The following is a 17,047-nucleotide window of genomic DNA, read 5'->3' as shown; positions in this document are numbered from 1 at the left end:
GCTCGGCGGCCTCACACCGGGTCGTCGCCGGACGATGCGGGATCGATCATCGGCCGCGGGTAGTCGACGCCGAGCTCCACGCCGAAGTCGGCCTGCTCGGCCGGAGAGAGCGTCCACGGCTCGCGGGCGCGCTCCGGCGGCAGCGACGCCAGTTCCGGCAGCCACCGGGTGACGAACTCGGCGTCGGGATCGTACCGCTTGGCCTGCGAGACGACGTCGAACGCGCGCTCTCGGGAGTCGTTGCCGACGCCCGCGACGTACGCCCAGTTGCCGTAGTTCGACGCGGGGTCGTAGTCGACGAGGCGGGTCTCGAAGTACGCGGCGCCACGCCGCCAGTCGAGCCGCAGGTCGTTCGCGAGGAACGACGCGGCGTTCTGTCGCCCCCGATTGGAGAGGTAGCCCGTCGCGTTCAGCTCCCGCATACTCGCGTCGACGAACGGGATCCCGGTCTCGCCGGCGGCCCAGCGCCCGAAGTCGTCCTCGTCCCACCGCCACTCGACGTCCCGGCGCCTGAGCCCGCCGGGCGCGAAGAACTGCCCGCCGTGTTTCAGGACCTGAAACTGGAAGAAGTCCCGCCAGCGGAGCTCGAACAGCAGCCAGTACGTCGAGTCGTTCGCGACGCGCTCGCGCTCGTATGCCTCCACCGCGGCGTGGACGCGCCGCGGCGAGAGACAGCCCTCGTTGAGCCACGGCGAGAGCTTCGAGGAGTAGTCCGCGCCCACCAGACCGTTCCGCGTCTCCCGATACTCTCGGAGGTGGTCGCCGTCCCAGAGGTACGCCGACAGCCGATCGAGCGCGGCGTCCTCACCGCCGCGGAAATCGAGCGCGGCGCGGTCGTCCCGCTCGGAGGCCTCGATTTCGCCCTCGACGAGCTCCGCGACCGACGGCAGCTCTCCCGGCGGAAGCGGATCCGAGACGGTCGGGTCGTCGTCGGTCGGCAGCGGCGGCAGCGACGGGCTCGGTCGCGGCGCGCGGACCCGCGACTCCGCTTCGACGGCCTTCCGAAAGTCGGTGAAGGTGTCGCTGATCGCCGTGTACGGCGTCGGCAGGTCGGCGGGGTGGTGGAGCGTCCGCCCCCAGAACCGCCGTGGCGTCACGCCGCGGTCGCGGAGCGACGCCACCGTCGCCGCCCGCACCGACCGCTCCTCCGGCGCGGGCAGGTCGTGGAACGTCACGGTTCCGGCGCCGACGTCCGCGGCGAGCGCCGGGAGGACGCGCTCGGGACGGCCGCGGCGGATCAGCAGGTCCGTGCCGGCCTCGCGCATCCGCTCGCGGAGCGCGGCGAGCGACTCCCGGCGGAACCGCGCCCGGCGGGCGCCGAGTCGCTGGAACGCGAACGGCTCGGGACCGCCGTAGGAGCGGCTGCCGCACCGCCGGGGATCGACGCAGTACATCGGGACGAGGCGGTCCGCCTCCGCTGCGGCGGCGAGCGCCCGGTTGTCGTGAAGCCGGAGGTCGCGGCGGAACCAGACGATCGCCGTCGTCGTCTCGGACTCGGTCATCGACGGAAACGCGTCGGCGAGACACCTGATACTGTCGGCCGTCGGGATCACACGAGCGTTCGTGTACGGGTCGGGACCACCCACGCCGTGATCTGACGCTCGCCCCGGGGCGGAAAGCGGGTGTTCCGGGGCGACGGCTCGGGGACGCGGTGCGGTCGCGCCGGCTGTCCGCTCACGTCACGGCGACGACGCTCACTCGCCCCGGAGGCGGTGCAGCAGCGAGCTCTCCTGTTCGAGGAGCTGATAGACCGCGGAGACGACCAGGCTCCCCGAGAGCAGCAGCGCGATCACGCTCGGCGGCAACTGGCGGAACAGCGGGGCGCCGACCGCCGTCGCGGCGAGCGCCAGGAGACCGAGGAGCCCGAGGCCGAGGTAGTACTCCGCCCAGGAGATGCCGTACTGCGGGACGACCTCCATATAGACCCCGACGTCGGCGGCGTTGTCCGCGAGCGCGACCGTCTTGGCGTCGGGGTCGTAGTCGACGATCCCGAGGTCGTCGAGCTTCGGGAGATGCGTCTGGTGCAGCGACACGTAGACGCTCTGTCTGACGTTGCGCGGCGGCGGCGACTCGCCGGACTCGATCTCGCCGATGTGCTCCGAGAGGTCCGAGACCGTCTCTTCGCCCTCGCCCGCTCGGAGCCGTTCGAGGACGAGTCGGCGGCGGTCGTTGCGGAGGACGTCGTGGATTTCGGAGGCCGCTAGCCCATCGCTCGTTGCTCCGGCCTTGGCCTCCCCGGCACTCATCGTACTGTACTATCGGGTGGGGACCTACATGAATGTGTCCGATCAGGGACGGGAACGCGACCGTCGGCGAACGGGAGACGCCAGACGCCTACGAGTCGGTCGGCCGCGGGCGGGCGACGAACAGCGTCTGGACGACGCTGTAGGGGTCGTACACCGACTGGTGGCACTGGCAGTAGACGTCGTTTTGGGCGTTGAACTTCGCCGAGCCCTCCATCTTGTACTGTGGAACACAACAGAAGTGCGTACACTTGTTGAGCCAGGCGATAAAGCCCTCCTCGGTGGAGGCCTTGAGCCACGGATCGTCTTTGGCCATCTCCATCACCTGCTCGGACTTGATGACCTGGATCGGGATGACGTCCTCGGCGTCTTCCGAGCGCCAGCGCCCGGTCGCGGGCTTGCCGAGGCCGGCCTTGCCGACGCCGTTGCCCCACGTCTTGTAGTTCGAGAAGTCGTCGACGTGGAGCCTGTCGCCCTCGGAGTACGCCTCGCTCTGCCACTCGTAGCCGGGGTTCGACCCCGAGCGGAAGTAGTTGTCAGAGTCGTAAGACGGTTCGATCCCCGCGTAGGACTCGACGCCGCAGTACTGGAACCACGCGGAGGAGTACGTCACGCCGGAGCCCTTGAAGTCCTCCGTCTCGGCGATCTTGACCGAGACGCCGCCCTGTTCTACGGTCTTGACCTTGGGCCAGACGCCCTTGAGGTACCCCTCGTCGTCGATCTCGACGGGGATCTGGGGCATCCCCCGCGGCGCCGGACCGTCGATGTTCTCGATGGCGTAGGCCTGCGTGGCCCCGCCGCCCGCGCCGGACGCCTGCGTCGCGGAGTTGATCGCGGCCGCACCGGTCGCGCCGACGCCTGCGAGTGCCGCGCCGCCCACGACACCCTTGACGAACCGACGGCGGCCGGAATCTGCCGGGTACTTGTCGCGCTCGCTCATACGCGAGAGTTCGTCCCGCCGGTAAAAAGGATGACGAAACCCCCGGTGGAGGGGGGAGCGGGTCAGTCCGGTCCGGCCCGGATCGCGCCGATGTGCCTCGAGTCGCTCCTCGTACATCTTGTTCCCATATCTCGGACGGATAGTACTCACCGTGTAAGCCGAACGAGATATTCGGATTCGGTGGCTGCAATATTCTCTACGACTCGGAGGTTTTTACTCGGGTGACAGTATATCGTGCGATATGGATTTACACAGCAGGGACGTCAAACAGGACGTCCGGGAGCTCGGCGCCCTCCTCGGCGACGTACTCGCCGAGCAGACCTCCGAGGGCGCGTTCGAGACGGTCGAAGACATCCGAAATTCGGCGATCTCCTACCGCGAGGGCGAACTGGACTCCCGCGAGGAGCTCGATCGGATCCTGGAGGCGCTTTCGCCGCAGGGAGAGAGCATCGTCGCGCGGGCGTTCACCACCTACTTCGAGCTGATCAACCTCGCCGAGGAGCGCGAGCGTGTCCGCGTCGTCCGCCAGGGCTCCCAGTCGGGCGATCTCGAAGACGGCCTGGTCGCGACAGTCGAGTCCCTCGTCGAATCCGAGGCGGACGCAGAGACGGTCCAGCAGGTGCTCGACGACGTCCTCATCGAGCCGACGTTCACCGCCCACCCGACGGAGGCGCGGCGGAAGACGGTGAAGGCGAAGCTCCGCTCCATCGCGCACCGCCTGGAGGAACTCGACGAGCGGCGGGTCACCGACCGCGAGCACGAGCAGCTCTGGCGGAAGGTCGACGCCGAGGTCACGAGCCTCTGGCAGACGTCGCAGGTCCGCGAGCGCCGGCCCGAGCCGCAGGACGAGGCCCGGAACGTCCAGTGGTACATCGAGAACATCCTCTTCGACGTCGTCGGCGAGGTCTACGCCGAGCTCGAAGACCTGCTGGCCGAAGAGTACCCCGAGGTCGACGTCCCGAAGCTGTTCGAGTTCCGGTCGTGGGCCGGCTCGGACCGCGACGGCAACCCCTTCGTCACGCCCGAGGTCACGACCGACACCTTAGAGCGCCAGCGCGGCGTCGTCCTGGAGAAGTACAGCCAGGCGCTCAAGCGGCTCTCGGGCGTCCTGAGCCAGGACGGTCGGCGCATCGACGTCGGCGCGGAGCTCGAACGGTCGCTGAAGGCCGACCGCGAGCGGCTCCCCGGCGTCGCCAGGGAGGCCGAAGAGCGCTACCCCGGCGAGCCCTACCGCCAGAAGCTGAAGCTGATGCGCGAGCGGCTCCGCCGGATCGAGGACGTCCGCCCGGACGGCTACGCCGAGAAGAGCGAGTTCCTCGAAGACCTCGAAGCGATCGACCGGAGCCTCCGGGCCACCGGCGCCGACGTCGTCGCCGACGAGTACGTCGAGCCGCTGATGCGCCAGGTCGACACCTTCGGCTTCACGCTGGCGAGCCTCGACCTCCGCGACCACCAGGAGAACCACACCGAGGCGGTTCACGAGGCGCTCGCGAACGAGGGCTTCGACTACCGCGACCGCGACGAGGAAGAGCGGATCGAGGTCCTCACCGAGGCGATCCTCCAGTCCGAGCCGGTGCTGGACCTCGACGACCCCGGCGAGGTCTCCGAGACGGCCGAGCGCGTCCTCCAGCGGTTCTCGATGCTCGGCGAGTGGCAGCAGGAATTCGGGGTGAGCGCCATCGACACCTACTGCATCTCGATGACCGAAGAGCCGAGCCACGTCCTCGAGGTCCTCTTCCTCGCGGACCAGGCGGGCGTCGTCGCGCTCCCGGACCACTGCGGCCTCGACGTGGTCCCGCTCTTGGAGACCGAGTCGGCCCTCAACGGCGCGCGCCGGATCATGGGCACGCTCTTCGAGAACGAGGCGTACGCGCAGGCGCTCGAAGCCCGCAACGACACCCAGGAGATCATGCTGGGGTACTCCGACTCGAACAAGGAGAACGGCTTCCTGGCCGCGAACTGGGACCTCTACAAGAATCAGCGCCGCCTCGCGCAGATCTGTGACGACTTCGACGTGCGGATGCGGTTGTTCCACGGCCGCGGCGGGTCGATCTCCCGCGGCGGCGGGCCGATGAACGAGGCGATGCTGGCGCTGCCGAACGAGACCGTCACCGGCCAGATCAAGTTCACAGAGCAGGGCGAGGCCATCGCCGAGAAGTACGCCAACCCCCAGATCGCCGAGCGCAACCTCGAACAGATGCTGAACGCGCAGGTCCGCGCGCGACACCAGGCCATCCGCGAGCCCCAAGAGGACGTCAGAGAGGAGTGGGTCGAGGCGATGGACGAGATGGCGCCCGCCGCGCGCGAGCAGTACCGCGATCTCCTGGAGTCCGACGGCTTCGTCACCTACTTCGGCCAGGCGACGCCGATCGGCGTGATCGAGGACCTCAACCTCGGCTCCCGCCCGGCCTCCCGGTCGGGCGAGCGGACCGTCGAGGACCTCCGTGCGATCCCGTGGGTGTTCTCCTGGACGCAGTCGCGGTGCATCATCACGGGCTGGTACGCGCTCGGCAGCGGCATCCAGGCGTACCTGGATTCGGGCGGCGACGTCGAGACCCTCCAGGAGATGTACGAGGAGTGGCCGTTCTTCCGGACGACCCTCGACAACGCCTCGCTCGCGCTGGCGCGGACCGACTTCGAGATCGCGGAGTACTACGCCGACCTCGCCGACGAGGACCTCCGCGAAGCGTTCTTCCCGCACCTCCGCGAGGAGTACGAGCGCGCCCGCGACGTCGTCCTGGAGGTGACGGACCACGACTCCCTGCTCAAGCGCGAGTGGCTCGACGAGAGCCTGCGCCGCCGGAACCCCTACGTCGACCCGCTCAACGTCCTGCAGACGCGGCTGCTGCGGAAGACCCACCGCACCGACGACGAGGAGCAGACCCTCCGCCTGACGGTGAAGGGGATCGCCGCCGGGATGAAGAACACCGGCTGAAACCGTCGCCGCCGCGGTCCCTGCGGTCGCGCCCGCCGGTCTTGAGAACCCCAAGCGGCGCGGTCGCGGCCGACCGAACGTCGGTGTCCCTTTGTCGCCGCCGTCCCAAGGTCGCGGTATGACCGACACCGACTCCGGATCCGGTTCTGACTCTCCCCGCGCGCTCGTCTACGGCGCGTACGGCTACACGGGCCGCCTGATCGTCGAGGCCGCGATCGAGCGCGGGCTCGATCCGGTCGTCGCCGGGCGCGACCCCTCGAAGACGCGGGGGCTCGCGACCGCTCACGACCTCCCCGCGCGGTCCTTCGCGGTCGAGGAGGCGGCCTCCCACCTCGGCGGCGTCGACGCCGTCCTCAACTGCGCCGGACCGTTCGAGGCGACGGCCGACGCGATGGTCAGCGCTTGCATCGAGACCGGGACCGACTACCTCGACATCACGGGCGAACTCGCCGTCTTCGAGCGGCTCCGCCGCCGCGGTCCCGACGCGGCGGACGCGGGCGTGACGCTCCTCCCGGGCGTCGGCTTCGACGTCGTCCCCACGGACTGCCTGGCGGCGCACCTCCACCGACGGCTCCCCGAGGCGACCCACCTCTCGCTGGCGCTGGAGGCCGACGGCGGCGTCTCGCCGGGGACGCTGAAGACCGTCCTCGCCGACGTCGGCGACGGCGGCGCCGTGCGGCGCGACGGCGACCTCAGACACGAGCCGGTCGCGTCACGGACGCGCGTGGTCGACTTCGGAGACGGGCTCCGGCGGGCGGTCTCGATCCCGTGGGGCGACGTCTCGACGGCCTATCACACCACGGGGATCCCGAACGTCGACGTGTACCTCTCGCTCCCGTCGGGCGCGCGGGCGGCGATGAAGCTCTCGCCGTATCTGGACGACGCGCTCGATGCGGCGCCGGTCCAGCGCGGCCTCTCGTGGCTGATCGACCGCTACGTCGACGGGCCCGACGCCGAGACGCGGGCGGGCGGCGAGGCGCGCGTCTGGGGCGAGGCCCGGACCGACGACGACCGCGTCGTCTCCCGGCTCCGGACGCCCGAGACCTACCGCTTCACGGCGGCGTCGGCGCTCCTGGCGCTGGAGCGGGTCCTCGACGGCGACGCGTCCCCAGGCTATCAGACTCCGGCGTCGGCGTTCGGGCCGGACTTCGTGCTCGAACTCCCGGGCGTCGAGCGGATCGACGTCGAGGACGGGACCGTCGTCGAGCGCGTCTCGGACGCGTCCGCGACCGCGACCCCGGACTAGCCTGCGGGTCGAGGTCGGGACGGCGAAAAAGTGGACGCGTGATTTGAAATACGGATTTATTCTTGATATACGTTTGGCGTACGCCCCGATCGATGAGGTGAGAACCGTGCGGGAGCCTCACAGAGCGTCGGTCGCTCCGAAACGGTTTTGACGCCGTCTCGCGCACACTCGGTATGCCGAAGGAACCCGACACCGGGTACGACCCCACGCTGGGTCGGAAGTTCATTTTCGTGACCGGCGGGGTGATGTCCGGGCTGGGCAAGGGGATCACGGCCGCCAGCACCGGCCGGCTCCTGTCGAACGCGGGCTTCGACGTGACGGCGGTGAAGATCGACCCGTACCTCAACGTCGACGCGGGGACGATGAACCCCTACCAGCACGGGGAGGTCTACGTCCTGAAGGACGGCGGCGAGGTCGACTTGGACCTCGGGAACTACGAGCGCTTCCTCGGGGTCGATATGACCTCCGACCACAACGTCACGACGGGCAAGACCTACCAGCACGTTATCGAGAAGGAGCGCGCGGGCGACTACCTGGGCAAGACGGTCCAGATCATTCCCCACATCACGGACGACATCAAGCGCCGCATCCGGGAGGCCGCCGAGGGGACCGACGTCTGCATCGTCGAGGTCGGCGGCACCGTCGGCGACATCGAGGGGATGCCGTACCTGGAGGCGCTCCGCCAGTTCGCCCACGAGGAGGACGACGGCGACATCCTCTTCACGCACGTCACGCTCGTCCCGTACTCGAAGAACGGCGAGCAGAAGACGAAGCCGACCCAGCACTCCGTGAAGGAACTGCGGTCGATCGGGCTCCAGCCGGACATCCTCGTCGGGCGCTGTGAGGACAAGCTCGACCCCGAGACGAAGGAGAAGATCGCGCTGTTCTGCGACGTCCCGACGGAGGCCGTCTTCTCGAATCCCGACGTCGAGGACGTCTACCACGTCCCGCTAATGGTCGAAGAGGAGGGCCTCGACCGGTACGTGATGGAGCGGCTGAACCTCGACGGCGAGGCGCTCGCGCCTGGCGAGCGGGAGAACCGCTGGCGGGAGCTCGTCACCCGCGACCGGACGAGCGAGGTCGACATCGCCCTCGTGGGGAAGTACGACCTCGAAGACGCATATATGTCCGTCCACGAGGCGCTGAAGCACGCGGGCATCGAGCGGCGGACCGAGGTGAACGTCCGCTGGGTCGACTCCGACGAGATGCTCGACCGCCACGAGAACAGACTGAAAAAGGCCGACGGCGTCGTCGTCCCCGGCGGCTTCGGCTCCCGCGGCATCGAGGGCAAACTGAAGGCCGTCGAGTACTGTCGCGAGAACGACGTGCCCTTCCTGGGCCTGTGTCTGGGCTTCCAGATGGCGGTCGTCGAGCACGCGCGGAACGTCCTCGGGCTCGAAGACGCCCACTCCGCCGAACTCGACGCCGACACCGACCACCCCGTCATCGACATCCTGCCCGAGCAGTACGAGGTCGAGGACATGGGCGGGACGATGCGGCTCGGCGCCCACGACACCCGGATCGAGCGCGGCTCGCTCGCCGAGCGGATCTACGGCGACACGGTCTGTACCGAGCGGCACCGCCACCGCTACGAGGTCAACCCCGAGTACATCGACGAGCTCGAAAAGGGCGCGCTCGATTTCTCCGGGCGGGCCGGAAACCGGATGGAGATCCTCGAAAGGACGGACCACCCGTTCTTCTTCGGCACGCAGTTCCACCCCGAGTTCCGGTCCCGTCCCGACCGCGCGAGCCCCCCGTTCGTGGGGTTGCTCGATGCGGTCGCCGGCGAACTGGACGCGCGCGAACTGTCCGATACGGAGGTGCAAGCCTGATGGTCAACACGACGGAGTTCATCGAAGACGCGGTCGAAGAGATCCAAGAACAGATCGGCGACGCCAACGCGGTGATCGCGCTGTCGGGCGGGGTCGACTCCTCGGTCGCGGCGGCGCTCGCCTACCGCGCGATCGGCGACCGGCTCACCCCGGTCTACGTCGACACCGGCCTGATGCGGAAGGGCGAGACCGACCAGATCAGAGAGACGTTCTCCTACATGGAGTCGCTCCGGATCGTCGAGGCCCAGGACCGCTTCCTGGAGGCGCTGTCGGGGATCACAGACCCCGAGGAGAAGCGCCACGCGATCGGCGAGCAGTTCATCCGGGAGTTCGAGCGCGAAGCGACGTCGGCGGAGGCCGACTACCTCGTCCAGGGGACGATCTACCCCGACCGGATCGAGTCCGAAGGCAACATCAAGTCACACCACAACGTCGGGGGACTCCCCGAAGTCGTTGACTTCGAGGGGATCGTCGAGCCGGTCCGCGAACTGTACAAAGACGAGGTGCGGGGGGTCGCCCGCGAGCTCGACCTCGAAGAGATCATCTCCGAGCGGATGCCGTTCCCCGGCCCGGGGCTGGCGATCCGCGTCGTCGGCGAGGTCACGAGAGAGAAGGTCGAGATCGCCCGCGAGGCGTGTCACATCGTCGAAGAGGAGGTCGAAGACCACGACCCCTGGCAGGCGTTCGCCGCGGTCGTCGGCAAGGGCACGGGCGTGAAGGGCGACAACCGCGTCCACGGCTGGATCGTCTCGGTCCGCTCGGTGGAGTCCCGCGACGGGATGACCGCCCGGGCCCAGGAGCTGCCGTGGGAGACGCTCCAGCGCATCCAGTCGCGCATCACCGGCGAGAACGAGAACGTCGCCCGCGTCGTCTACGACGTGACGCACAAGCCGCCGGCGACCATCGAGTACGAGTGACGATGGCGATGAAAGTCCTGCTCGCCGGCGCCGACGTCGACGGCCTAGGTTCGGAACTGGAGGCGCTCGGCGCCGACGTCGTCCGCATCGAGGGGATGGCGACCCGCGAGTCGCTCTCGGACGCCGGCCTCGCGGAGGCCCACACGCTCGTCCTGACCGAGATGGACGACGCCTCCGCGATCCCCGTCGCGAAGGAGGCGAACGCCGGGATCCGCGTCGTCACCTACGCCCGCGACTCCCTGCCGGAGTTCGCCCGCGGTCAGACGGACCTGGCGATCGACCCCGCGCTCTTGACCCCCGACGTCGTCGCCGACGAGCTCGTCGACGGCCGGGTCGACGCCGACTGATCGGTCGGCGTCCGTTTTCGCCCGCATAGTACCGCCGAGAAACCCCGGGCGAGTCCTGCCACGACCGTCACTCGGCGAGCCCGAGCACCGACGCGGCCGCGGCGCCGACCGCGTCGACCGACTCCGCGGGCGCGTAGACGCCGAGGCGCCACTGCGCGCGCTCGGCCGCCCGGAGCGCGCCCACGAGCTCGGACGCGTCGGTGAGCTGCTGGACCACGCCGTCGACGACGACGCGGGTGCGCGACTCCTTGAACCGCGGTCGCGCGGGGACGTCGAGCAGCACCTCGTCGCGGTCGACGCCGGCGCGCTCGGCGATCTCGGCCGCGGCCGCGCGGATCTCGGCGCGGTCCAGCTCGACGACGTCGGCGGGGACGCTCCCGAGCGAGTCCCACCGGGCGCGCTTGTAGAGGTCGCGGTGCTCGATCCGGCGGGCGAGGTCCGGGGTCGTCTCGCGGAGCGCGACGAGGAGGTCGTGGTCGGCCATCCGGCGGAACGTCGCGACGTCGACGCCCGGCCCGCCCTCCTCGGGCGGCCCCGACCCCTCGGCGTCGAGCAGCCGCTCGGAGGCGCGTTCGAGCATCGCGCCGGCGATGCGGGAGACGTGGTGGCGGTAGACCGTCCCGTTCATCAGCGCGCGCGCCAGCAGGAGCGACTCGGCGGTCTGGACGTTGCCCTCCGCGAGGACGAGCCGACCATCGCGGTAGCGGAGTTCGCGCACGAGTCGGCCGACGTCGATCGTGCCGTAGGGGACGCCCGTGTGGTGGGCGTCGCGGACGAGGTAGTCCATCCGGTCGACGTCCAGTTCGCCCGAGACGAGCTGGCCGAGTTCGCCCTCGCCGCGGACGAGCGACGCCACGCGCTCGGGGTCGAGGTCGTGGCCGCGGAGGACGGCGGCCGCCTCGGTGCCCCGAAGGATGGGCCCGATCTCGTCGTGGTGGGCGCCCGTCCGGCGGCGGATGACCTCTTCGGTCTGGTGGCCGTAGGGACCGTGGCCGACGTCGTGGCAGAGCGCGGCGGCCCGGACGTGGCGGGCGCGGTCGCCGCCGATGCCGAGGTGGTCGAGCGCGCGCGAGGCCAGGTGGTAGACGCCCAGCGAGTGCTCGAAGCGCGTGTGGTTCGCCGAGGGGTAGACCAGCCGGACGGTCGAGAGCTGCTTGATGTGGCGGAGGCGCTGGAGGAGCGACGTGTCGAGGAGGTCCCGCGCGACGGGGCCGAGAGAGATGTAGTCGTGGACGCTGTCCTTGATCGCGTGCATACCCCAACTGGGAGAGCCGGCCGCAAATAGCCCCGGTTCGAGGCGCCCGGTCTCCGCTCGGCGGTCTCTTCCGGTGTGAGAACGTTCAAACCGTCACCGGCGCAATCGCGGGTATGGTCACGTTCCTCGCCGGCGGGACCGGCACACCGAAGCTCCTCGACGGCGCGGACGCGGCGTTCGACCTCACCGAGGCGACCGTGATCGCGAACACCGGCGACGACGTCGAACTCGGTGGCCTCCTCGTCTGCCCGGACGTCGACACCGTCCTCTTTTATGGCGGCGGCGTCCTCGACACCGAGACGTGGTGGGGGATCGCAGGCGACACCACCGCGACCCACGACGAACTCCACCGGCTCGCGGACGCCGCGGGCCTCGACGGCGGCCCGCGGTACCTCCCGGACGACGCCCAGACCGCGGGGCGGGACATCGCCCGCTGGCGGCGCTTCTCCGGCGTCGCGGAGTTTATGGAGATCGGCGACCGCGACCGCGCGGTCCACGTCACGCGGACCTCGCTGCTCGACGAGGGCCGCTCGCTGACCGAGGTCACCCGCACCCTCGCGGACGCCTTCGACCTGACGGTCGATCTGCTCCCGATGAGCGACGACCCGGTCGCGACGGTCGTCCACACGCCGGAGGGCGAGATGCACTTCCAGGAGTACTGGGTCCACCGCCGGGCCGACCCCGAGGTCCGGGACGTCGAGTTCCGCGGGGCCGCAGCGGCGACGCCGACGCCCGCGGTCCGCGAGGCGCTGTCGAATCCGGTCGTGATCGGCCCCTCGAACCCCGTGACGAGCATCGGGCCGATGCTCGCGATGGACGGCGTCGCGGCGGCGCTCGAATCGACGCCCGTGGTCGCCGTCTCGCCGTTCGTCGGCCGCGAGGTGTTCTCGGGACCCGCGGCGGAGCTGATGGCCGGCGTCGGCCGCGACCCCTCGACCGCGGGCGTCGCCGCCGCGTACCCCTTCGCCGACGCGTTTGTCCTCGACGACGCCGACGGGACGGACCTGGATCGTCCGACCGTTCGGACCGACACGCGGATCGACGGGCCCGACGACGCGGCGCGCGTCGCGGGAGCGGTCGAGTCGGCGTTCCGCAGGATCGGCGCGGAGGTCCGATGACGCCGCTCTTCGAGCCCCGCGTCGCGCTCGCGAGCCTCAGCGGCGAGGCCGACGCCGAGTGGGCCCGCGCGGGCAGCGACCACGCCGGCGCGGCCTTCCTCGGCGGCGTCGCCCTCGACGAGGCCACGCGGTCGGCCGCCCGGGAGATGGTCGACAGGGACCGCGAGGAGTTCCTGCCCGCGGATCCGATCGCGTTCGTCGAAACCCAACTCGACGCGCTCGCGGACGCTCCGATCAGGCCGGGCGTGAACGTCCGGAGCGCGACGCTCGGGGCGATCCGGGACGTCGCTCGGGCCTGTACCGACCGCGGCGCGATCGTCGAGATCAACGCCCACTGCCGCCAGACCGAGATGTGCGAAGCCGGCTGCGGCGAGTCGCTCCTCCGCGACGCCGACCGTCTCTGCGAGCAGGTCGCCGCCGCGGCCGACGCGGACGCGCCCGTGAGCGTGAAGGTCCGCGCGGAAGTCGACGGCGTGGACCTCTCGGCGATCGCTCGGGCGGTGGCGGACGCCGGCGCGGACGCGATCCACGTCGACGCGATGGACAGCGAGGCCGCCGTCGCCGACGTCGCGGCGGCCGCGCCAGGGCTGTTCCTGATCGCCAACAACGAGGTCAGAGATCGGCGGACCGTCCGAGAGTACCTCGATTACGGCGCCGACGCGGTGAGCGTCGGCCGCCCGAGCACCGACGCGCGGGTCCGTCGACGCGTCCGTCGCGCCGTCGACGAGTGGTTCGCGGAGGCGGTCGGCGGATGAATCCGCCGAAATCCGGCGCCGGAGAGCGCTCCCCGGCCGCAAACGCCCGGCTCGCGCTGCTGCTGGACGTCGCGGCGGCCCCCAAGCCGGGCAACGTCGACCGCGACCACGACCACGCCGACCTCCGGATCGAGCACTTCCTGGCGGGCGCGGTCGGCGCCGCTCCCGGTCTCCGGCGGGCCGCCGCGGGGGCGCCCGTCGGGATGGCGTTCGAGCGCGCGGTCGCCGGAATGGCCCGCCGGGCCGGCACCAACACGCAGTTCGGATCGCTGCTCCTGCTCGTGCCGCTCGTCCGCGCGGCGGCCGACTGCGAGGGCGAGAGCGATGGAGACGGCCGCTCGCTCTCCCCCGGCGACGCCGCGGACGTCGTCGCCGCCACGACCGTCGCCGACGCGGCGGACTTCTACCGCGCGTTCGAGCACGTCGACGTCGCGGTCGACGACCCGCCGCCGGGGATGGACGCCCTCGACGCCCGCCGCGGCGCGGACGCGATCCCGGCCGTCCGAGAGCGCGAACTGACGCTCGCGGAGATCCTGGCCCGGAGCGAGGGCGACGGCAACGCCCGCGAGTGGGCGACCGGCTTCGAGCGGACGTTCGAGACCGCGCGAACGATCGCGGACGGCGACGGACCGCTCCCGGATCGGATCGCGCGGGCGTTCGTCGACCGCCTGGCGCGCACCGAGGACACGCTGGTGCGGACGGTCCACGGCCCCGACGTCGCGGCCGCGGTCCGGGAGCGCGCGGCGGAGGCGCGCGGCGATCCCGACGCAGTCGCCGAACTCGACGCCGACCTCGTCGACGCTGGGATCAACCCCGGGACGACCGCCGATCTGGTGACTGCGGCGACGTTCGTGGCGCTCGAACGGGGGGTCGAGGTGTGACCGACTCGGAGTCGGACCCCACCGCGGCGGCGGAGTGGCCGCTCTCCCTCCGGGGCGTCACGGAGACGGTCGTGACGACCCGCGGGCCGAACGACCGCTGGAACGTCGCCGCGCTCGGCGTCCACGCGCCGGACGAGGCGGGTCGAGACGGCGACGATGGCGACGGTCGCGACGACGGAGACGGCGGTGGAGGCGACGACCCCAACGGTGGCGTCGCGACCGCGACGACGTGGGGCGACACGCGGACGCGAAAGAACTTCGACCGCCGCGGGCGCGGCGTGATCCAGTTCGTCTCGGACCCGCGGACGTTCGTCGAGGCCGCGGTGACGATCCGGGAGGAAGCCGATCCCGTGCTCCCGTCCGCCCACGCCTGGGCCGAGGTCGAAGTCGAGCGGATCGATTCCGGCGAATCCAACGGCACGCGTCGGGAGCGGTGGGCGCTGTACCCCGTCGAGTCCGCGGTCCGAGAGCGGGTCGTTCCGCGACTGAACCGCGGCGCGGCGGCCGTGATCGAGGCGACGGTCGCCGCGTCCCGGCTCGACGTGCCCGCGTACGACGCCGACGAACTCCTCTCGCGGCTCCGCTACTTCGCCGAGACGGTCGACCGTTGCGGGGGCGCTCCCGAGCGCGAGGCGTTCGCGATCCTCGACGACGCGACAGAGTGGCGCGAGCGCCTGCCCGACGAGGTCGACGCGCCGCGGTTCGACGCCTGATAGTGATTGCTCTCACTGTTTACCGCCGAACGCCGTTACCGGGGGTGGCGTTCGGCGGTAAGAGACGAGAGTAATCACTATGAGAGCGGACGGGCGTGCCGAACGCGGCCGTGACCGACACGCATCGAAGACTCCTTGGTCTCCCTCTCCGAGTGGGCGAGTATGAGTGTAGACGAGCGCGACGACGCCGCGCCGGGCGAGGCCGACGCCGACGCCGGCGGGGACGCGGCCGCGGGCGAACAACACGAAAACGCCCTCCAGGATGTCATCGCCGTCGACGAGGACGACAACCGAAGGGGACTCGTCAACCGACTCGACGCCCACACGGGCGACGGCATCCGCCACCGGGCGTTCACCTGCCTCGTCTTCGACGGCGAGGGGCGGATCCTGCTCGGCCAGCGCGCGCCCGGCAAGCGCCTGTGGGACACCCACTGGGACGGCACCGTCGCCTCCCACCCGGTCGAGGGACAGTCCCAGATCGACGCGACGAAACAGCGCCTCGAAGAGGAACTGGGCGTCACGCCGGACCAGTACTCCGACCTCCGCGTGACGGACAAATTCGAGTACAAGCGCTACTACGAGAACGCCGGCCTGGAGTGGGAGGTCTGTGCCGTCCTGAAGGTGACACTCGACGACACGACCCTCGATCCCGACGAAGACGAGATCGCGGGCCTCCTGTGGGCCGACTACGAACACCTCCACGAACACCCCGAGTGGTACCGTCAGCTCCGGCTGTGTCCGTGGTTCGAGATCGCGATGCGCCGGGACTTCGAGGACTGACCCGAACGCGATCGGACCGAGACGGAACCCCCTTTTACGCCCGTCCCCTCCTCCCGGTCGATGACCGAGGACCGACCAGACGCCGCGGCGACGCCCGAGCCCGAGCTGTACGACTCGCTGGACGGACAGGTCGCGCTCGTCACGGGAGCCAACCGCGGTATCGGCCGACGGATCGCGAAGAACCTCGACGACCTGGGCGCGACGGTCTTCGCCGCGACCCGCTCGATGCGCCACGACGTCCCCGAGGGGTGGGAGCACCTCCTCGTCGACGTCACCCAAGAGGGCGAGATCTCCGATATGGCCGACGAGATCTTCCAGGCCGCCGGGCGGCTGGACGTCGTCGTCAACAACGCCGGCGTCGGGGAGTTCGACTCCGACATCGTCTCCGAGTCGGTGGAGACGATCGACCGGACGCTCGCGACCAACCTCCGGGGGCCGATGCTCGTCTGCAAGCACACCGTGCCCCTCCTGCTCCAGAACGAGGGCGGTCGCGTCGTCAACGTCTCCTCCGGGATGGGCGCGATCTCGGAATCGCAGTCGGGCGGCTCCCCGGCCTACCGCGTCTCGAAGACCGGACTGAACGGCCTCACCGCGTACCTCCACGGCGAGTACGGCGACGAGGGCCTGCTCGCGAACTCCGTGTGCCCCGGCTGGGTCCGGACCGAGATGGGCGGCGAAGAGGCCGACCGATCGGTCGCGAAAGGCGCGGAGACCCCGACGTGGCTCTGTCGCTTCCGGCCGGGGTCGCCCGCGGGGCGGTTCTGGCGCGACAAGGACGCGATCGAGTGGTGACGCGACGACACAGCGCTTATGACTCCCGGATTCGTCGGAGCAGATATGTCCGAAGAGCCGGGGCTCGGAGAGATTCCGGGCGCCGTCGGTGACTACGCCGCGGGCGTCGCCGACGTGTTCGCCCGCGGGATCGTCGTCGCGGCCGCGGTCGCGCTCCTGCTCGCGGCCGTCCCGCTGGCGATCGTCGGCGGCGGAGTCGCGCTCGTCGCCCTCGCGGTCGTCGCTCCGGCCGTCGCGGCCGCGATCGCGCTCGAACTCCCCGACCGGCTGCGCGAAGCGCTCGAATAGTAGTC

At 70.6% G+C, this 17,047-nt stretch carries 16 protein-coding genes; 12 read left to right on the top strand and 4 right to left on the bottom strand.

Going from position 1 to position 17,047, the window contains the following annotated elements; translation table 11 throughout:
* Positions 1-11: 11 nt before the first annotated feature.
* From ACQUQ0_RS09170 to ACQUQ0_RS09160, 3 genes are all read right to left on the bottom strand, one after another.
* Positions 12-1,502: a DASH family cryptochrome gene (locus tag ACQUQ0_RS09170; protein WP_435184705.1), complete on the bottom strand. Its 1,491-nt coding sequence runs from the start codon at positions 1,500-1,502 to the stop codon at positions 12-14.
* Between the two features lie 192 nt (positions 1,503-1,694).
* Positions 1,695-2,246, bottom strand: coding sequence for a DUF7344 domain-containing protein (locus ACQUQ0_RS09165; RefSeq protein WP_435184703.1), 552 nt, complete (start codon positions 2,244-2,246; stop codon positions 1,695-1,697).
* Between the two features lie 88 nt (positions 2,247-2,334).
* Positions 2,335-3,183, bottom strand: a complete 849-nt coding sequence (locus tag ACQUQ0_RS09160) for a ubiquinol-cytochrome c reductase iron-sulfur subunit (RefSeq protein ID WP_435184701.1) — start codon at positions 3,181-3,183, stop codon at positions 2,335-2,337.
* Between the two features lie 241 nt (positions 3,184-3,424).
* Here ACQUQ0_RS09160 and ppc point away from each other — a divergent pair, with 241 nt between their 5' ends.
* The 5 genes from ppc (at position 3,425) to ACQUQ0_RS09135 (ending at position 10,460) form a co-directional block, all read left to right on the top strand.
* On the top strand, positions 3,425-6,118 hold the full coding sequence (gene ppc / locus ACQUQ0_RS09155) for a phosphoenolpyruvate carboxylase (protein WP_435184700.1): 2,694 nt from the start codon (positions 3,425-3,427) through the stop codon (positions 6,116-6,118).
* A gap of 118 nt (positions 6,119-6,236) precedes the next feature.
* Positions 6,237-7,364, top strand: a complete 1,128-nt coding sequence (locus tag ACQUQ0_RS09150; protein WP_435184698.1) for a saccharopine dehydrogenase family protein — start codon at positions 6,237-6,239, stop codon at positions 7,362-7,364.
* A gap of 173 nt (positions 7,365-7,537) precedes the next feature.
* Complete coding sequence (locus ACQUQ0_RS09145; protein ID WP_435184696.1) at positions 7,538-9,196, top strand: CTP synthase; 1,659 nt, start codon at positions 7,538-7,540, stop codon at positions 9,194-9,196.
* Positions 9,196-10,113 (top strand): glutamine-hydrolyzing GMP synthase, encoded by a 918-nt coding sequence (gene guaA, locus ACQUQ0_RS09140; RefSeq protein ID WP_435184694.1) that lies wholly within the window; start codon positions 9,196-9,198, stop codon positions 10,111-10,113. Before ACQUQ0_RS09145 ends, guaA begins: the two co-directional genes overlap by 1 nt.
* 8 nt (positions 10,114-10,121) lie before the next feature.
* On the top strand, positions 10,122-10,460 hold the full coding sequence (locus tag ACQUQ0_RS09135) for a DUF7126 family protein (protein WP_372391621.1): 339 nt from the start codon (positions 10,122-10,124) through the stop codon (positions 10,458-10,460).
* A gap of 67 nt (positions 10,461-10,527) precedes the next feature.
* On the opposite strand, the gene ACQUQ0_RS09130 is transcribed toward ACQUQ0_RS09135, so the two are convergent.
* A complete protein-coding gene (locus ACQUQ0_RS09130; RefSeq protein WP_435184692.1) occupies positions 10,528-11,715 on the bottom strand; it encodes an HD domain-containing protein in 1,188 nt (395 codons plus the stop codon).
* 113 nt (positions 11,716-11,828) lie between these two features.
* On the opposite strand from ACQUQ0_RS09130, the gene cofD reads away from it, so the two are divergent.
* The 7 genes from cofD (at position 11,829) to ACQUQ0_RS09095 (ending at position 17,042) form a co-directional block, all read left to right on the top strand.
* The gene (gene cofD / locus ACQUQ0_RS09125; RefSeq protein ID WP_435184690.1) at positions 11,829-12,833 is read left to right on the top strand and encodes a 2-phospho-L-lactate transferase; all 1,005 of its coding nucleotides are present in this window, start codon (positions 11,829-11,831) and stop codon (positions 12,831-12,833) included.
* Positions 12,830-13,588, top strand: coding sequence for a tRNA-dihydrouridine synthase (locus tag ACQUQ0_RS09120; protein ID WP_435184688.1), 759 nt, complete (start codon positions 12,830-12,832; stop codon positions 13,586-13,588). The genes cofD and ACQUQ0_RS09120 overlap by 4 nt, the downstream gene beginning before the upstream one ends.
* A complete protein-coding gene (locus ACQUQ0_RS09115; protein ID WP_435184686.1) occupies positions 13,585-14,469 on the top strand; it encodes a triphosphoribosyl-dephospho-CoA synthase in 885 nt (294 codons plus the stop codon). Before ACQUQ0_RS09120 ends, ACQUQ0_RS09115 begins: the two co-directional genes overlap by 4 nt.
* On the top strand, positions 14,466-15,182 hold the full coding sequence (locus tag ACQUQ0_RS09110; protein WP_435184685.1) for a DUF447 domain-containing protein: 717 nt from the start codon (positions 14,466-14,468) through the stop codon (positions 15,180-15,182). The genes ACQUQ0_RS09115 and ACQUQ0_RS09110 overlap by 4 nt, the downstream gene beginning before the upstream one ends.
* A gap of 162 nt (positions 15,183-15,344) precedes the next feature.
* Positions 15,345-15,962, top strand: coding sequence for an NUDIX hydrolase (locus ACQUQ0_RS09105; RefSeq protein WP_435184683.1), 618 nt, complete (start codon positions 15,345-15,347; stop codon positions 15,960-15,962).
* A 60-nt stretch (positions 15,963-16,022) separates the two neighbouring features.
* A complete protein-coding gene (locus ACQUQ0_RS09100) occupies positions 16,023-16,754 on the top strand; it encodes an SDR family NAD(P)-dependent oxidoreductase (RefSeq protein WP_435184682.1) in 732 nt (243 codons plus the stop codon).
* Between the two features lie 45 nt (positions 16,755-16,799).
* Positions 16,800-17,042 carry a hypothetical protein gene (locus tag ACQUQ0_RS09095; RefSeq protein ID WP_435184680.1) on the top strand — a complete coding sequence of 81 codons (243 nt, stop codon included), beginning with the start codon at positions 16,800-16,802 and terminating at the stop codon, positions 17,040-17,042.
* The last annotated feature ends 5 nt before the right edge of the window (positions 17,043-17,047 follow it).

The sequence above is a fragment of the Halobellus sp. EA9 genome, assembly GCF_051195055.1.
GTDB classification, from domain to species: Archaea; Halobacteriota; Halobacteria; order Halobacteriales; family Haloferacaceae; genus Haloquadratum; species Haloquadratum rubicundus.
Note: the sequence above shows the minus strand (reverse complement) of the source record. Positions and strands in the feature narration are given on the sequence as shown.